Source organism: Sphingomonas sp. AP4-R1 (assembly GCF_013113735.1).
Taxonomy (GTDB): Bacteria; Pseudomonadota; Alphaproteobacteria; order Sphingomonadales; family Sphingomonadaceae; genus Sphingomonas_I.
Genome location: NZ_CP053346.1, coordinates 1,873,250 through 1,890,133, shown reverse-complemented (window position 1 = coordinate 1,890,133; position 16,884 = coordinate 1,873,250). Strand labels below are relative to the sequence as shown.

The window sequence follows — 16,884 nt, the reverse complement described above, 5'->3', positions numbered from 1 at the left end:
GCGGAATGGCGTCGCCGGCCGGGCATCTCGTCCACGGCATGGGCACCGCGCCGGAAGCCCCGACGTGGCCGGCCATCACCGAGGCGGAGGCCGACGCTTTGCTCGCCCTCTTCCCGGCGGCGGGCCGGATGGAAGCGCTGCGCTGGCACTCCCCCCGCCCCTTCTCGGCCGCCGCCCTGATCGACACCGATCGGGGCGCGTTCGTCCTGAAGCGCCATCACCGGCGGGTGCGGCTGCCCGAGGGCCTGGCGGAGGAGCATCGCTTCATCGCGCATCTCGCCGCCGCCGGCATGCCGGTGCCCGAGACGATGCGGACCGCCGAAGGTCCCGGCGCGGTCGCGGCGGGCGAGTGGACCTACGAACTGCACCGCAAGGCGCCGGGCGCCGATCTCTATCGCGACCGGCTTTCGTGGACGCCCTTCCTCTCGCAGCCCCATGCCGAGGCCGCCGGCGCCGCGCTCGCACGGCTGCACGGGGCGGCGCGCGGCTTCGCCGAGCCCGCCCGCAAACCCCAGCCGCTGGTCGCCAGTTTCACCATCCTGCCCGCCGCCGACCCGCTTGCCGCCGCCGAGGCCTATGTCGCGGCGCGCCCGGCCCTCGCCGGATATCTGGCCGGCCGGCCTTGGCGGCGGCCGCTGGCGCGTCTGTTCGCGGCGGCGGCCGCCGGTCTGGCCCCACGGCTGGCCGAACAGCCGGCGCTGTGGACGCACAATGACTGGCATCCGTCGAACCTCTTGTGGACGCCCGACGGCACGGTGCGGACGGCGTTCGATTTCGGCCTCGCCGATCGCGGTTGCGCGGTCCACGATATCGCCACCGCGATCGAGCGGACGGCCATCGACTGGCTGCATCTCGGGCACGGGGCAGACGATGCGCTGGCCGATCCGCAGGCGGCCATCGCCCTGCTGGCCGGCTATGCATCGGTCCACCCGATCGATCCTCGCGCGGTCGACGCGATCGTCCGCCTGCTGCCGCTCGTGCATCTCGAATTCGCGCTGTCCGAGATCGACTATTTCGCCGGCGTGGCCGGCCGGCCCGATCAGGCGGCGCTGGCGTGGGACACCTATCTGATCGGCCATGCCGAATGGTTCCTCTCGGCCGCGGGACAGGATGTCCTGCACCGGATCGGCGCATGGACGCAGCCCCGATGACCTGGCTAGAAATCGTCGCGGTCGCCGCCACCCTCACGGCCATCTGGCTGACCGCGAAGCGGCATATGCTGTGCTGGCCCGTCAATCTCGTGGCCTGCGCGCTCTATTTCAAACTCTTCCTCGACGAGCGCCTCTATGCCGACATGATGCTGCAGGCGGTGTTCGGCCTCGCCATCCTGTATGGCTGGATCGCGTGGGCGCGGGACCGGGACGTCGGCGGCACCGTCATCCCGAGGACGATGGCGCCGCGTCAGGCCGTAACGGGGCTGGCGGCGGGCGCCGTGGGTGCGGCGGCGATCGGATGGTTCACCAGCCACCATACCGACGCGGCCTTGCCCTGGATGGATTCGACGCTGACCAGCTTCAGCCTCGTCGCACAAGTTTGGACCGCGCGGCGATATCCGGCCAACTGGCTGCTCTGGATCGCGGTGGATATCTTCTACGTCGGCATGTTCGCCTTCAAGGGACTGGCGCTGACGGCCGGGCTCTATGCGGTGATGATCGCGCTGGCGATTCTGGGCTACAGACGCTGGCGGACGGCCACGGCAGCGTGAGGCGCCACCGCGCCTCGTCCGATCGGCCGATGCCGACCGGCGTCACCCCTCGCCGTTCGCCTGGGCCCGCCGCTTCGACCAGAAATCCAGCCGGCGCTTGATCTCGCGCTCGAAACCGCGCTCGTTCGGCCGGTAGAGTTCCGGATGATCCGCGCCGCCGAGCTCGTCCGGAAAATAGGTCTGACCGGAATAGGCGTCCGGAAAGTCATGATCATACCGATAGCCCGCATGGTAGCCGAGTTCCTTCATCAGCTTGGTCGGGGCATTCAGGATGTGCATGGGCGGGGCTGCGGAGCCGGTCTGCCGGGCGAGTTCCTGCGCTTTCGCGAAGGCCATGTAGCAGGCGTTGGATTTCGGAGCGGTCGCGACGTAGACGATGGCCTGCGCGAGAAACAGGCGCCCCTCCGGCAAGCCCACACGCTCGAACGCCTGCCACGCGGTCGTCGCCTGTATCATCGCCTGCGGATCCGCCAGGCCAACATCCTCGGAAGCCGCGCAGCACAACCGCCTGAAAATGACGGCCGGATCCTCGCCCCCCGCCATCATCCGGGCGGCCCAGTAGAGCGCCGCATCGGGATCGCTTCCCCGGAGGCTCTTATGGAAGCAGCTCAGCAGATTGAAATGCTCTTCCTTGCCCCGATCATAGAGCGGCGCGCGCTGCTGCAGAAGGTCGGCAAGCTGCTTGGCATCGATCGTCTCGTCGGGCGGTAGCGAGAGCAGTTCGTCACACAGGCCCAACAGATAGCGGGCATCGCCATCAGCCATCGCGATCACGGCATCCCGCGCGTCCGGCGTCAAAGGCAGCGCTCGTCCGAAATGTTCTTCGGCGCGCTGGATGACCAGATCGAGCGCCGCGCCGTCCAGACGGCGGAGCGTCAGCACCTTGCACCGGGACAGGAGGGCGGACACCAGGCTGAAGCTGGGATTTTCGGTCGTGGCGCCGATCAGGATGATCCTCCCCTCCTCCACAGCGGGAAGGAGCGCATCCTGCACCGGCCTCGAAAATCGGTGCAGCTCGTCGATGAAGACGGCCGTCGTCGTCCCGTTGGCCTGCCTCAGATTGTCGGCCTCCGCGATGGTCTTTCTCAGATCGACGACGCCTGTGGACACGGCCGACAACTGCACGAAGCTGTAGCCCGCCGCGCTGGCGATCAGACGCGCGATCGTGGTCTTCCCGACACCCGGCGGTCCCCAGAGGATGAACGACTGCAGATGCCGTCTCTGGATCATGCGCCCCAGCGGGCTCGACGGGGCGAGAAGATGATCCTGCCCGACGACCTCGGCCAGGGTTTTCGGGCGGAGAAGTTCCGCCAGCGGGCGCTGCACGGGATCCTCGAAAAGCGTGAGAGTCATTTCCCAAAGTCCGTAAGGCTTCCGCACCGGCTCCTGCGATCCGACACCCGGCCGGAACGCTGCATCGAGGCGACAAGATCGGATCGGCATTCGGATCGCTCGAAAAGACGGACGCGGCTTCGTGTCATTCCATCGCCCCGGACTTGATCCGGGATTCCGCTTCTTCGCCCGCCGACCCCGAATCCCAAAGCAGCGTCACCCCGGCTCAAGGCTTGGATGACGGCGAGGCGCAGCGAAAGCGATGATGGTCGATCCACCCCGGTAAATGGCGGCAGCCCGACCACGGCGTCGTCGGGCAGGCGGGCGTGGGCGAAGAGGTCAGCCATGGCCCCGATATAGGGACGGATTTCCGCAGGGTAAGCAATCCCGCGCAGCGACGGCGCCCGGATCGTCGCGGCGAGCAGCCGCCGTCCGGCTCCGATCCCGTCCTCATGCACCCTTCCCGACGACGGCCCCAACAACCCTCTTGCAAAAATCCGTCTAAGATATATCTTGAGTCGCATCAAAGGAGATTTTTTATGTTGAGAGGCTTTGGCCACCACCATCATTTCGGCCCGCGCGGCGGCGGCGGCTTTCGCCGTGGCCCGTTCGAATTCGCCTGGTCGTTCGACGGCGATCGCGGTTTTCGCGGCGGCGGCGGGCGGCGGCGCGTGTTCGACGGCGAGGAACTGAAGCTCGTCCTGCTGGCTCTGCTCGCGGAGGAACCGCGCCACGGCTATGATCTGATCCGCCAGATCGAGGAGCGCACCGGCGGCGCCTATGCGCCCAGCCCCGGCGTCGTCTATCCGACGCTTACCCTGCTCGACGAGATGGACCTGATCGAGGAGGTGAAGGAGGAAGGCGCCCGTCGCCGCTTCCGCATCACCGCCACCGGCACCGCCTGGCTGGAGGAGCGCCGCGAACAGGCGGACGCCCTGCTCGCCCGGCTCTCGGCCATGGGCGAGGAGCGCAACCGCACCGATCATGCGCCGATCCGTCGCGCTATGACGAACCTGAAGCTCGCGCTGCGCGAGGCCGCGATGGAGGCCGAAGGCGACGAGGGCAGCGAACGCGGCCATGCGATCGCGGAGATCCTCGACGAGGCCGCCCGCAAGATCGAGCGCCTGTAAGGGGTCGTCTGGAAATGCGCGGAAGAACGCATCTCGAACGCGGCGCCGGGCCGCTCCCCTACCCGGCCGCTTGTTCAGGATATTCTGTGGGCGGTCGGGGAGCGGGCCAGTGCCGCAACGCGCGATGGCGCGTTCTCAAGAGGCTGTAATCATGCCGCGCCTCGAACTCCTCCGGCGTCGACTGGGAATCACCGCTCCGGTGGTGCCCCCGGCGCTTCTGCCTCCTATATCCGCTCCGATCGCTCTCGGCCTGTCCGGCTCGCGGCCCCGCTCCCGGCGGGCGTCGCGATCGGACGGGACCAAGACGACCGGATCGACCAGCAGGAACGACATGCCATGACCGATACGATCACCGCCGCCGCCCGCGTTCCCACCACCAGCGGCAGCAAATATCTCCAGCAATTGTGCAAGCATTGGTCGCACGATCTGCAGGTGGAATTCACCGCCGACCATGGCACGGTCGTCTTCCCGCGCGAGGGCCGCGCCGGCACCTTCCCCGCCGACGGTCTCTGCACCTTCAACGCGGCGGAGGATTTCCTCCTCGTCCGCATCGACGCCTCCACGCCCGAGCAGTTGGAAGCGCTGGAAGGCGTCGTCGCCCGCCACCTCGACCGCTTCGCCTTCCGCGAAGCGCCCCTGACATTCGACTGGCAGACGGTGACGGTCTGACCGCGCCGACAGCACGGCATCTTCCGATCGGAGCGCGCGCCTTCGCGCTCAGCCCTTGCGCGTTTCCCGGCTCAGTTCGGCCACGCGCGCGCGCTCGGCCGGCGGCATCATCAGTTCCAGCACGCGCCAGAAGCCCGTCACCGCCTCCTGCCCGGCCTGACCATAAGCGGCCGACAGGTTTTCGCGCGTGATCGCGAACAGGTCGGCCTCCAGCTTCGCGCCCTTCTCGGTCAGGCGCAGCAGCCGCTGGCGGCGATCCTCCTCGCCCGGCACGATCTCCACGAGATCGCGATCGCCCAGTTCGTTCAGCACGCGGCCCAGCGATTGCTTGGTGATGCCCAGCAGCCGCAGCAGGCTGCCGATCGTCATCCCCGGCTGGCGCGCGATGAAATAAAGCGCGCGGTGATGCGCCCGGCCGAGCCCCTGGCTCGCCAGCATCTTGTCCGTGGGCTTGTAGAGATTCGCGTAACCGAAGAAGAGAAGCTCGGTGCCGCGGCGGATTTCTGCTTCACGGAGGAAGAGAGGCGATGCTGACGGGACAGTCATGTTGACCCTTTCTGCCACGGTGATTAGGGGGATGCAACCGATCCGGTCCATCTTTTGGTCGCACTTTCTGACCGATTTCCAGCGTTGGAGACTGACATGAGCGCCCCTTCGTTCTTCGCCCGAGAGGAGCACCCGGCGCTCGTCCCCGCCAGCGAGCGCGGCGCGCTGCTCGCCAACCCCGGCTTCGGCAAGGTTTTCACCGATCATATGGTGACGATCCGCTACACCGAGGGCCAGGGCTGGCACGATGCGAAGATCACGCCGCGCGCGCCGCTCGTGCTCGATCCCGCCACCGCCGTGCTGCATTATGCGCAGGAAATTTTCGAGGGACTGAAGGCCTATCGCCTGCCCGATGGCGGCGCGGCCCTGTTCCGCGCCGACGCCAATGCCCGCCGCTTCCGCGAGAGCGCGCGCCGCATGGCGATGGCCGAGCTGCCCGAGGAATTGTTCCTGCAATCCTGCCGCGAGCTGGTCGCCGTCGATCGCGAGTGGATCCCGGAAGCGGAGGGCGGCGCGCTCTATCTGCGCCCCTTCATGTTCGCGTCGGAGGTGTTTCTCGGCGTGAAGCCCGCCTCCGAATATCTGTACATGGTGATCGCCTCGTCGGTCGGCGCCTATTTCAAGACGCCCACGGGCGTCTCGATCTGGATCTCGGAGGATTATACGCGCGCCGCGCCCGGCGGCACGGGGGCGGCCAAGTGCGGCGGCAATTATGCGTCCAGCCTCGTCGCCCAGCAGGAGGCGATCCGCGAGGGCTGCGATCAGGTGGTCTTCCTCGATGCGGTCGAGCGCAAATGGGTCGAGGAACTGGGCGGCATGAACGTCTTCTTCGTGTTCGAGGATGGCTCGATCCAGACGCCCCCGCTCGGCGGCACGATCCTTCCCGGCATCACGCGCGAGAGCATCATGCTCCTCGCCCGCGAGGAAGGGCTCACGGTGCGCGAGGAGCCCTATTCGATCGATCAGTGGGAGGCGGACGTCGCCTCGGGCCGCCTGCGCGAGGCGTTCGCCTGCGGCACGGCGGCGGTGGTCACGCCGATCGGCCGGGTGCGCGGGTGCAACCGCGATTTCCGCATCGGCAATGGCGGCATCGGCGTCGCGACCGACCGCATCAAGGCGCGCCTCGTCGATATTCAGCGCGGCGTCGCGCCCGATCCGCACGGCTGGATGGAACGGCTTTTCTGAGGGTGACGAGGCCGACCCGCCATCGGTGAAAGCAGGCCAACTAGGACCTTCCATCCCGCGTCGGGGCGGCTATAAGCCGCCCTCCTCGTTGGGGCGTCGCCAAGTGGTAAGGCAGCGGCTTTTGGTGCCGCCATCCGCAGGTTCGAATCCTGCCGCCCCAGCCAGCTTCCCGAAGGGACGGCCGATCAGCCCGTCCGCCGCGCCGTCAGGATCTTCACCGGCGCGACCAGCATCTGCCCCTTCATCGCGGCCGGGCCCGCCGTCTGCGACGTGGGCTCGTCCATGATCTTGCGGACGAGGTCCATCCCCTCGACAACATGGCCAAAGGCCGCGAAGCCGGCATTGTTGGTCGCAGGATCCGCATCCATCGTCGGCGCCGGGCCGACCATGATGAAGAAATCCGCCGAGGCCGTGCCGGGCGCCGCCATCGCCATCGAGATCGTGCCGTCCTCATGGTGCAGGCCGGTCTTGGTCGTCGGCTCGTGCGCGATGTTCGGGAAGACCTTCTTGGGATCGTTGCGCAGGCCCGCCTGGATCAGGCCGAAGCCCGGCTGCACCTTCACCGCCCGATAGAAGCCGATCCCGTCGAAACGCTTGGCATCCACATATCTGAGGAAGTTGGCCGTCGTGATCGGCGCCCGCTCCTTCTCCAGCTCCAGCACGATCGGCCCTTCGCTGGTGGTGAGCGTGACCTTCACCGTCGCGGGCTTGGGCGCGGGAGCGGCGGCGGGCATCGCGCCTGCCGCTTCGGGCGGCGGAGCCGGCGGGGTCTGGGCAAGGAGCGGCGCGGCGATCAGGGCCACAGCGGACAGGAGGTGCAGCTTCATGGTCACAGCCTAGCGGAAAGCGCACGGCCGCCGCCAGCCCGAAGCGATCGGCACTTGGCCGCTTCGTTCACACGCTGCTAAGGCCCGAGACACAGGCACGAAAAGAGGCCGGGGGCGGGAGGGGCACGCAACGAGAGCGGGGCCGCTTTTTGGGGGACTATCTTCGTCATCGCCTGGGCTTGCTGGCCGCCATGTGCGCGGCCGTTCCGCTTTGCGCCCAGACGCCGCCAGCTCCGGCCAGCATCGCGGCCTCGGCGAAACTACTCGAAATCCGCATGGTGATCGTCACCGCGTTCGAGATTGGCGAGGACACCGGCGACAGGGCCGCCGAATATCAGGCCTGGGCCACTGTGATGCCCGAGATCCTGCCCTTCCCCGCCGGTTTCCGCCACCTGCGCTACGATCCGAAGAAGCAGGCGCTGCTGATCATGACCGGCATCGGCACGAACCGCGCCGCCGCCTCGATCATGGCGCTGGGCACCGATTCCCGCTTCGATCTCACCCATGCCTATTGGATGATCGCCGCGATCGCGGGCGCCAATCCGCACACCGCCACGGTCGGCTCGGCCGCCTGGATCGGCGATCTGGTGGATACCGATTACGGCTACGGGGTCGATCCGCGCGAGGCCCCAAAGGGCTGGACCACGGGCACCTTCCCGCGTGATCGCACCGCGCCCTATCAGGGCAAGGCCGGCGACACCCAATATAATCTCTACCCGCTCAACAAGGGCCTGCGCGACTGGGCCTATGCGCTGACGAAGGGCATGAAGCTGCCCGACACGCCGGTGCTGCAGCAGATCCGCGCCGGCTATGCGGGCGATCCGCGCAACGGCGCCGCGCTGCAGCCGCCTTCGGTGATCCGAGGGGACGAGGCGACCGGCCAGACCTTCTGGCACGGCACGCTGATGAACGACCATGCCGAGCGCTGGGTCGCCTACTGGACCGGCCGGCCGGACAGCTTCGTGATGACCGGCATGGAGGATACCGGCGTCGCCAATGCGATCTCCATGCTCGGCCGGATCGGCAAGGCCGATCCGCAGCGGCTGATGGTGCTGCGGACGGGCAGCAATTTCACCACGCAGCCCAAGGGGGCAGGATGCGGCGGGCAGCCTGATCGGGGAGCTGAAGGGGCTTTCCGCGATGCAGGCCTCGCTGGACGCCGCCTTCACGGTGGGCGGGACGGTGGTGGACGAGATCACCGGGAACTGGAGCCGCTATCGCGACGCCACGCCCGGCACGAGCGGGGCCAGCGCCGCGCCGTAAGACATCGACAACGGGGTTTATCGAGCATCGGTGCGGGACGGTGGGAGGCCGGAACGCTCCGACAGGAAAAGGGGCAGAACAGGAATGCGGAATACTCTTTATGCGGGCGCCGCGATCGCGGCTCTGTGCGTCGCCGGCGGCGCGCACGCCCAGGAAGTCACCTCGTCGATCCGCGGCGCGGTGACGGCGAACGGCGCCGCGGTCGCAGGCGCGACCGTCACCGTCACGCATCTTCCCTCGGGCACGAAGGCGGTCACGCGCTCGGGCGCGGACGGCGCCTTCTCGGCCTCGGGCCTGCGCGTCGGCGGCCCCTTCACCGTCGTCGTCTCCTCGCCCGGCTATGCCGACAGCACGGTGACCGACATCCAGCTCGTCGCCGGCCAACCGCTGGCCGTGCCGTTCGCGCTGGAGCCGGAAGGCCAGGAGATCGTGGTGAGCGCGACCCGCACCAACACGGTCAACCTCGCCGCCGGCCCGTCGACCAACATTACGCGCCAGCAGATCGCCAGCGTTGCGACGGTTGGCCGCGATATTCGCGATATCGTGCGCCGCGATCCCTTCGCCACGATCGATCCGGGCCAGAGCCGCGGCGTGATGATCGCCGGCCAGAATGCCCGCCTCAACAAATTCTCGGTCGACGGCCTGCGCTTCTCCGACAATTTCGGCCTGAACGTCGGCGGTCTGCCCACCGCGCGCGGCCCGGTGCCGATCGACGCGATCGAGCAGATGTCGGTCAAGATCGCGCCCTTCGACATTTCCGAAGGCGATTTCCAGGGCGGCGCCGTCAACGTCGTGCTGCGTTCGGGCACGAACGACTATCACGGCTCGGGCTTCTACACTTTCAGCAGCGACGGGCTGACCGGCAGCAAGACCAAGCCCGGCATCGCCAACCCGAGCGGCCGCATCAATCTGGACTTCAAGAGCAAGAATTACGGCGGCTTCCTGTCGGGCCCGATCATCAAGGACAAGCTGTTCCTCGCCGTCTCTTATGAGCATCTGCGCGAGGGCACGCCGATCCAGATCGGCACGGCGGGTTTCCCCTCGGTCGTCCCGAACCTGACGGACGCCCAGATCTCCAACGTCTCGTCGATCGCGCAGTCGATCTACAATTACGACACGCTCGGCGTGCAGCAGTCGACGATCGAGACCGACGAGAAGTGGACGGTCAAGGCCGACTGGAACATCACCACCGGCCAGCGCCTCTCGGCCACCTGGATCCACAACAACAGCAATAACTCCGCGACGGCCGGTTTCTCCTCCACCGTGCCGGCGACGCCCGCGCTCGGGCTCCAGTCGGACAATTATCGCCGCCCGGAAAAGGTCGACAGCTATGTCGCCCAGCTGAACTCCGACTGGTCGAGCAAATTCCACACCGAAATCCGTGGCAACTACCGCAAATATGATCTGACGCCGGTTCCGTTCGGCGAGTTCAATTTCGCGCAGATGCAGGTCTGCCTGGATCCGAACGCCACCACCCAGCAGAATGGCGCCGCCAACAGCAACGCCACGCTCTGCTCGCAGGGATCGACGGCGGCCCCCGGCGCCGCGCGCCTGTATCTCGGCCCGGATCGCTTCCGCCACTTCAACTATGTCCGCACCAAGCAATATGGCGGCGACATCGCGATGCGCTGGGAAGCCGGCCAGTTCTCGATGAAGCTGACCGCCGCGTGGAGCCATCTGGACGTGGCGAACGCCTTCACCTCGGATGCGCTCGGCACTTATTATTTCGACAGCGTCGCCGATTTCCAGAACCGCCGCGCCGGCAGCGTCACGCTCGCCGGTTCCGTCACGGGCAATCTCCTCGATACGCTCGCGAGCTTCAAATATGATCAATATACGGTCGGTGGCCAGGTCGCCTGGGATCCCAGCTCGAATCTGAACGTCACGGCCGGCGTCCGCACCGACATGTATGGCGGCATCTCGGCCCCGCCGCTCAACAACTTCTTCTCTGCCCGCTATGGTTTCACCAACCAGAGCGCGATCAACGGCAAGGAAGTGATCCAGCCGCGCCTGCAGGCGACCTGGAAGGTGACGCCGACGGTGCGCGTGCGCGGCGGCATCGGCCTGTTCGCGGGCGGTTCGCCGGACGTGTTCGTCGGCAACAGCTATTCGGTGTCGGGCGTCTATGCCAATTCGGTCACGATCACGCGCAACCTCAGCGGTGTCGGCTGTCAAGGCGGCATTTCGGACGCGCTGTGTTCGGCAGCGCTGGACAATGTGAACGGCCGCACCTTCAACACCGCGCTGACGGATTATCTCCGCACCAACACCGGTTCGCTGTCCGTCGCCAACGTCAACGCGATGGACCCGCACTACCATCTTGAATCCACCTGGAAGTCGAGCCTGTCGGTCGACTGGACGCCCAAGTTCGAGGGCTTTCTGGGTGGCGGCTGGAATGTCGGCGGTGACATCTATTATGGCTGGGTCAATTATGCGCCGATCTACAAGGATCTGCGCCTGCGCCAGATCGGCGTGACACCGGACGGACGCCCTCGCTACGCCTCGCTCACCTCGACCAGCGCCAACACCGATCTGTTGCTGACCAACAGCCGCGACGGTTATTCGCTTGTTTCGGTGGCGCGCCTCGACAAGAACTTCGATTTCGGCCTGGGCCTGGGTGTCAGCTACACCTATCAGGACGTGAAGGATCGCAGCTCGATGAACGGCACGACCGCATCGGGCACCTATGGCCAGAATGCGATGCTCGATCCGAACATCGCCGCCTACGGAACGTCGATCTACGAGATCAAGAACAGCATCAAGTTCCACGTCGATTTCGATCACGCCTTCTTCGGCGATTACAAGACGCGCTTCAGCCTGTTCGGCGAGCGTCGCTCGGGTATTCCCTACAGCCTGACGATGGCCGATACCGTTGCCACGCAGGGCCATGGCAACGTCTTCGGCGTGGCGGGATCGAACAACCGCTTCCTGCTCTATGTGCCGAACGTGTCGAGCATCACCGCCGATCCGCTCGTCTCCTATGACAGCACGGCCACCTTCACCTCGCTCCAGAATTTCGTGCAGACGAACAAGCTGAAGCAGGGCCAGACGGTCGGCAAGAATACGATGCGCGCGCCGAGCTGGTTCAAGATCGATCTCCACGTCGATCAGGAAATCCCGGTTCCTGTGATCCGCAGCGGCCGCATCAAGCTGTTCGCCGACATGGAAAACGTGCTGAACATGATCAACAAGAACTGGGGCTCGCTGCGCCAGGTCTCGTTCCCGTACCTCGCCTCCGTCGTGAACGTCACCTGCGCCGCGACCTCGGGCAACAACTGCACCCAGTATCGCTACTCCAGCTTCTCGAACCCCGCCGTCGACAATGTCGGCCGCGTCTCGCTCTATGCGATCCGCGTCGGCGCCAAGTTCGAATTCTGATCGGGCGATCCGCGTAACAAAAAGGGCGGCGACACGAGGGTGTCGCCGCTCTTTTCTTTATCTCACCGTACTCCGGCGAACGCCGGAGCCCAGGGCTGCAAGCGGCGCCGCCCGAAGCTCTGGATTCCTGCGTACGCAGGAATACGAAAGCGGCCCCTATTTCAGACAGGCCACCACGGCCGTGATCGCCGTGATCGTCTCGGCCGGATCGCGCACCTTGATGCTGTCGATCCCCGCCGCCCGCACCGGATCGTCATTGCCGCCGGGGAAGATCGCGTCGCCCATGAACAGGATCTCGTCGCGCGCCACTCCCGAATGCTCGCACAGCTTTCCGATCGCCCACGCCTTGTCGACGCCCTCGCGCGTGATGTCGATCGAGGTGGAGCCGCCCACCTTCACCGACAGGCCCGGCAGCTCCTTCTCGATGATCGCCTGCATCGCGCCGCGCTTCTTCTGATCGGGATCCCACTTTTCCTTGGCATCCAGCGGCGCCTCCTGCCCGAGCGCGGAGAAGGTGATCTGGCTGCCACGATCCTCGATCTGCTGCCCCCACGTCTTCTCCTGATCGTAGCCGCATGCCTTCACGGCCTTCTGCAGCGCCTGCAGGATATGGTCATGCTCGTCGCGCGAGAAATCCTCGGCATAGATGCGCGTCCACTGGCCGTCCCGATGGCGGTAGAGCTTCGATCCCGTCGTCGGCATCAGGAACAGCCGCTCCAGCTTCGTGCCCTCCGGCAGGCGCGAGGCGACCTGCTTGTCGAACTGCGGCCAATCGCCACCTGAAATCACCGCGACCGAGGCCACGTCCAGCAGCGCCTTCAAGGTCGCCGCCATATCGTCCTGCAAGGGCTGCTTGCTGGCGGCGAGCGTGCCATCCAGATCGAACGCGATCATCGTCTTCATGCACATCCTCCCGGCATACCGCCGCACGTTCTGATCCGATCGATCGCGGCCGCGCGATCGTCCGCACCGAAGATGGCGGTGCCGGCCACGATCACGTCCGCGCCCGCCTCCACCACGCTGCGCACCGTCCTCGCATCCTGCCCGCCATCCACCTCGATGTGCGGAGCGAGGCCGCGTTCGGCGCAGAGCCCACGCAAGGCCGCGATTTTGGGCAGCATCTCGGGCAGGAATTTCTGCCCGCCGAAACCGGGATTGACGGTCATGACGAGGATGATGTCCGCCAGGTGCAGCACATGCTCGATCCAGACGAGCGGGGTCGCCGGATCGATCACGACGCCGGCCTTCTTCTCCATCTCGCGCACCTGGCTCAGCACGCGGTGGAGATGCACGGTCGATCCGGGCTCGGCCTGCACCAGCAGATGATCCGCCCCCGCCTCCGCATAGGCGGCCAGCGACCGTTCGGGCTCGACCACCATCAGATGCACGTTGAGCGGCTTCGTCGTCGCCTTGCGGATCGCGCGCACCACCGGCGGCCCGAACGAGATTTCGGGCACGAAGCGGCCGTCCATGATGTCGACATGGATCCAGTCCGCACCCGCGCGGTCCACCGCCGCCACCTCCTCCGCCAACCGCCCGAAATCCGCCGCGAGGACGGACGGGGCGATCAGCAGAGGCCGGGTCATTCGGCCTTCGCCATCGGCAGCAGGATCGTGTCGATCGCGTGGGCCACGCCGTCCTCGTTATTGGAGAGCGTGGTGCAGCTGGCCGCCGCGCGCACCTCCTCCGGCCCCTGCCCCATCGCGACCGAAAAGCCCGCGCGCGCGAACATCGGCAGATCGTTGCGCTGGTCGCCCAGCACCGCCACCTCGTCGAGGCCCAGCCAGTGCGTCGCGGCCAAGGCCTCGACGCCGTCGCCCTTGTTCGCGCGCGGCGCCGTCACGTCGAGATAGTAAAGCTGCGAGCGGCCCACCGTCGCCGCATCGCCCAAAGCCGCCGCCACCTTGGCATCCAGTGCGGCGAGATAGGGATAATCGTCCGACACGCCGACGATCTTGTCGAACGGCCCCTCCACCTCGGCCGGATCCCCGAACATCACCGGCTCCGCATTGGCCGAGTTGCGCTCGGACTCCATATGCGTGTTCGCGCCTTCCTGCGCATACCATTTGCCGTCCGCGAACAGCCAGATCGAGACCTTCGCCTCGGTCAGCATCGCGATCGCCGTCTCGGCGGCGGCGGTGTCGATCCGTTCGGCGGCGATCACCGTCCCGTCCGGATTGACGATCGTGCCGCCATTGAACGCTCCCATCGGATGCGTGAGGTTCAGCGCCTCCGCGATCCACAGCAGCCCGCTCGGCGGCCGCGCGCTGATCAGGGTGAAGGGCAGACCCGCCGCCTCCAGACGGCCCACCGCCGCGATCGTCGCGGGCGAGAGCGTCTTGTCGGAACGGACGAGCGTGCCGTCCACATCGGAAATGACGAGCTTCAGCGGCTTGCGGCCGGCTTCATGGTTCACAGGATCATCGCTCACTGAATGGGATGCCACGCGCGGCCGTCGCGCTCCAGCAGCGCCGCCGCCGCTTCGGGTCCGTCGCTTCCGGCCTTGTAGGGCTCGGGCTTGCCCTTCTTGCCCCACGCATCGAGCAGAGGTTGCACGGCCGCCCAGCCGCCCTCAATCTGGTCGGCGCGCTGGAACAAGGTCTGGTCTCCGATCAACACGTCGTAGAGCAACGTCTCGTAGCCGGTCCGGTGGCCGATATCGAAGTGGCTGGCATACAGGAAATCGAGGCTGACGGGCACGGGCGCCACGATCGGCCCCGGCGCCTTGGCCGCGATGTCCAGCGTCATGCCCTCATTGGGCTGGATCTGCAGGATCAACGTGTTGGGCGGCAGCTTGCCGCCTTCGGCGTCCGGGAACAGCGACAGCGGCGCATCGCGGAAGTGGATCACGATCTCGGTATCGCGCGCCGACATCGCCTTGCCCGTGCGCAGATAGAAAGGCACGCCGGACCAGCGCCACGTCTCCACCGCCACCTTCAGCGCCACATAGGTTTCGGTGCGGCCCTTGGGGTTCACGTCGGGCTCGGCCGTATAATCGGGGACCTTGGCTTTGCCGATCTTCCCCTTGGCGTAACGGCCGCGCACCGCATCCTCCGGCGGGATCGGAGGCACCGCCGCGATCACCTTGGCCTTTTCGGTGCGGATGGCGTCCGCCGACAGGCTGACCGGCGGCTCCATGCAGACCAGCGACAAGAGCTGGAAAAGATGGTTGGGCACCATGTCGCGCAGCGCGCCGGTGCCATCGTAGAAGGCGCCGCGCGTGCCGACCGTCACCACCTCGGCCGCGGTGATCTCGACATAATCGATATATCGCCGGTTCCACACCGCATCCATCAGCGCGTTGCCGAAGCGGGTGACGAGAATGTTCTGGACCGTTTCCTTCCCCAGGAAGTGATCGATCCGATAGATCTGCTCTTCCGAGGCGCGCGCCAATATCTGCCGGTTGAGCGCGCGCGCCGACTCCAGATCAGTACCGAACGGCTTTTCGATCACGACGCGGCGGAAGCCGCCTTTCTCGTCCAGCAACCCGGCATCGCCGAGATGGTCGACGATCTGTCCGAAGAAGCCGGGCGACGTCGCCAGATAGAAGACGACATTGCCCGTCAGCTCCTTCGCCAGCGCCGCGAACGTCTCGGCCTGCGTGAAGTCGCCACGCCGATAATGGACATTGGCCGACATGTTCGGCCAGTCGCTCTTGTCGTCGATATATTCGCCCAGGACGTCCCTCAGCGAGTTATCGTCGCCTTCGGTATGCGCGACGCCGAGGATCTTGGTCCCCTTGGTCAGCAGACCGTCCCGCACCAGATTGACGAGCGCGGGCGCCAGCAGGCGCCGCGTGAGATCTCCCAGGGCTCCAAAAATGACGAAGGTGGCGAGCGGCGCGACCGGCGGCTTCCTCACTTCACGGCGCTCACTGCGGCATCTCGACATGGCCGCCGAACCCGAAGCGCATCGCGGACAGGAGCTTGTCGCCGAACGTATGCTCCACCCGGCTGCGATAGCGCGCGAACAGAGCGGCCGAGAGGACGTAGGCGGGCACCGCCTCCTCCATCGCCGCGTCGATCGTCCACTGGCCCTCGCCGCTGTCCGCGACGTTGCCGGTGAACTGATCGAGATTGTGATCCTTGGCCAGACCGATGGCGCCCAGATCGAGCAGCCAGGACGAGATCACGCTGCCGCGCCGCCACACCTCGGCCACATCGGGCAGGTTGATCTCGAAGCGCTCCTCCTCGGGCAGCTTCTCGGATGTCTTGCCCTTCAGCACGTCGAAGCCCTCGGCATAGGCCGCCATCAGGCCATATTCGATGCCGTTGTGGACCATCTTCACGAAATGGCCCGCGCCTGCCGGTCCGGCATGGATGTAGCCTTTCTCGGGGCGCGGATCGGCGCCCTCGCGGCCCGGCGTGGGCGCGATCGTGCCGACGCCAGGCGCCAGCGCCTCGAAGATCGGATCGAGCAGGGTTACCGTGTCGGCGTCGCCGCCGATCATCATGCAAAAGCCGCGCTCCAGCCCCCACACGCCGCCCGACGTGCCCACGTCGACATAGTGGATGCCCTTTTCGGCACTGGCCTTCGCGCGGCGGATATCATCCTTGTAGAAGGTGTTGCCGCCATCGATGATGATGTCGCCCGGCGAGACGAGGCCGAGCAGTTCGGTGATCGTGCTTTCGGTCGGCCCGCCGGCGGGCAGCATCACCCAGAAGATGCGCGGCGCCTCCAGCTTGGCGACGACATCGGCCAAGCCGGTGGCGGAAGTGGCGCCGTCTCCGGCCAGTTTCTCCACCGCGCCCGCATCCCGATCATAGCCGACGATCTCGTGCCCATGCTGCATCAGCCGCCGCGCGATGCCCGCGCCCATCCGCCCCAGCCCGATCATCGCCAGCTTCAT

The 16,884-nt window shown here is 66.6% G+C and carries 16 protein-coding genes, 1 tRNA gene and 1 pseudogene; 9 read left to right on the top strand and 9 right to left on the bottom strand.

The annotated features are described in order from the left end of the window. The first annotated feature begins 5 nt into the window (after positions 1–5). The gene (locus HL653_RS08950) at positions 6–1,151 is read left to right on the top strand and encodes a phosphotransferase enzyme family protein (RefSeq protein ID WP_171744217.1); all 1,146 of its coding nucleotides are present in this window, start codon (positions 6–8) and stop codon (positions 1,149–1,151) included. Further along, the gene (pnuC, locus tag HL653_RS08945; RefSeq protein ID WP_171744216.1) at positions 1,148–1,705 is read left to right on the top strand and encodes a nicotinamide riboside transporter PnuC; all 558 of its coding nucleotides are present in this window, start codon (positions 1,148–1,150) and stop codon (positions 1,703–1,705) included. Before HL653_RS08950 ends, pnuC begins: the two co-directional genes overlap by 4 nt. A 42-nt stretch (positions 1,706–1,747) precedes the next feature. Here pnuC and HL653_RS08940 read toward each other — a convergent pair whose 3' ends face one another. Further along, entirely contained in the window at positions 1,748–3,058 is a 1,311-nt protein-coding gene (locus HL653_RS08940) for a replication-associated recombination protein A (RefSeq protein ID WP_171744215.1), read from the bottom strand. Continuing rightward, entirely contained in the window at positions 3,055–3,606 is a 552-nt protein-coding gene (locus HL653_RS08935; protein WP_171744214.1) for a hypothetical protein, read from the bottom strand. The genes HL653_RS08940 and HL653_RS08935 overlap by 4 nt, the downstream gene beginning before the upstream one ends. On the opposite strand from HL653_RS08935, the gene HL653_RS08930 reads away from it, so the two are divergent. Together HL653_RS08930 and HL653_RS08925 are read left to right on the top strand one after the other, a co-directional pair. Further along, the gene (locus HL653_RS08930; RefSeq protein WP_171744213.1) at positions 3,577–4,167 is read left to right on the top strand and encodes a PadR family transcriptional regulator; all 591 of its coding nucleotides are present in this window, start codon (positions 3,577–3,579) and stop codon (positions 4,165–4,167) included. The genes HL653_RS08935 and HL653_RS08930 overlap by 30 nt on opposite strands. Before the next feature lie 336 nt (positions 4,168–4,503). Further along, a complete protein-coding gene (locus HL653_RS08925) occupies positions 4,504–4,836 on the top strand; it encodes a DUF2218 domain-containing protein (RefSeq protein WP_171744212.1) in 333 nt (110 codons plus the stop codon). Between the two features lie 48 nt (positions 4,837–4,884). Here the strand turns inward: HL653_RS08925 and HL653_RS08920 are convergent, their stop codons facing one another. Next, positions 4,885–5,382 carry a MarR family winged helix-turn-helix transcriptional regulator gene (locus HL653_RS08920; RefSeq protein ID WP_171744211.1) on the bottom strand — a complete coding sequence of 166 codons (498 nt, stop codon included), beginning with the start codon at positions 5,380–5,382 and terminating at the stop codon, positions 4,885–4,887. 96 nt (positions 5,383–5,478) lie between these two features. On the opposite strand from HL653_RS08920, the gene HL653_RS08915 reads away from it, so the two are divergent. Together HL653_RS08915 and HL653_RS08910 are read left to right on the top strand one after the other, a co-directional pair. Next, positions 5,479–6,567, top strand: a complete 1,089-nt coding sequence (locus HL653_RS08915) for a branched-chain amino acid aminotransferase (protein WP_171744210.1) — start codon at positions 5,479–5,481, stop codon at positions 6,565–6,567. 89 nt (positions 6,568–6,656) lie between these two features. Next, positions 6,657–6,731: transfer RNA gene (locus HL653_RS08910), tRNA-Gln, on the top strand. A 21-nt stretch (positions 6,732–6,752) separates the two neighbouring features. Here the strand turns inward: HL653_RS08910 and HL653_RS08905 are convergent. Then, entirely contained in the window at positions 6,753–7,394 is a 642-nt protein-coding gene (locus HL653_RS08905; RefSeq protein ID WP_171744209.1) for a peptidylprolyl isomerase, read from the bottom strand. A 191-nt stretch (positions 7,395–7,585) separates the two neighbouring features. Here HL653_RS08905 and HL653_RS24580 point away from each other — a divergent pair. The 3 genes and pseudogenes from HL653_RS24580 to HL653_RS08890 all read left to right on the top strand — a co-directional run. Next, positions 7,586–8,428: pseudogene (locus tag HL653_RS24580) on the top strand (purine nucleoside permease); the annotation flags it as partial. A 106-nt stretch (positions 8,429–8,534) separates the two neighbouring features. Continuing rightward, positions 8,535–8,657: a hypothetical protein gene (locus HL653_RS24475; protein WP_301337966.1), complete on the top strand. Its 123-nt coding sequence runs from the start codon at positions 8,535–8,537 to the stop codon at positions 8,655–8,657. 84 nt (positions 8,658–8,741) lie between these two features. Then, positions 8,742–12,035 (top strand): carboxypeptidase regulatory-like domain-containing protein, encoded by a 3,294-nt coding sequence (locus HL653_RS08890; RefSeq protein ID WP_253717783.1) that lies wholly within the window; start codon positions 8,742–8,744, stop codon positions 12,033–12,035. 156 nt (positions 12,036–12,191) lie between these two features. Here the strand turns inward: HL653_RS08890 and HL653_RS08885 are convergent, their stop codons facing one another. The 5 genes from HL653_RS08885 to gnd are packed head-to-tail and all read right to left on the bottom strand — an operon-like array spanning position 12,192 to position 16,884. Then, positions 12,192–12,938 carry an HAD-IIB family hydrolase gene (locus HL653_RS08885; RefSeq protein WP_171744207.1) on the bottom strand — a complete coding sequence of 249 codons (747 nt, stop codon included), beginning with the start codon at positions 12,936–12,938 and terminating at the stop codon, positions 12,192–12,194. Then, positions 12,935–13,621, bottom strand: coding sequence for a ribulose-phosphate 3-epimerase (gene rpe / locus HL653_RS08880; RefSeq protein ID WP_171744206.1), 687 nt, complete (start codon positions 13,619–13,621; stop codon positions 12,935–12,937). The genes HL653_RS08885 and rpe overlap by 4 nt, the downstream gene beginning before the upstream one ends. Next, a complete protein-coding gene (locus HL653_RS08875; protein ID WP_253717781.1) occupies positions 13,618–14,451 on the bottom strand; it encodes a Cof-type HAD-IIB family hydrolase in 834 nt (277 codons plus the stop codon). Before HL653_RS08875 ends, rpe begins: the two co-directional genes overlap by 4 nt. An 11-nt stretch (positions 14,452–14,462) precedes the next feature. Continuing rightward, entirely contained in the window at positions 14,463–15,896 is a 1,434-nt protein-coding gene (gene zwf, locus HL653_RS08870; protein WP_253717778.1) for a glucose-6-phosphate dehydrogenase, read from the bottom strand. A 10-nt stretch (positions 15,897–15,906) separates the two neighbouring features. After that, positions 15,907–16,884: a phosphogluconate dehydrogenase (NAD(+)-dependent, decarboxylating) gene (gnd, locus tag HL653_RS08865; RefSeq protein WP_171744204.1), complete on the bottom strand. Its 978-nt coding sequence runs from the start codon at positions 16,882–16,884 to the stop codon at positions 15,907–15,909.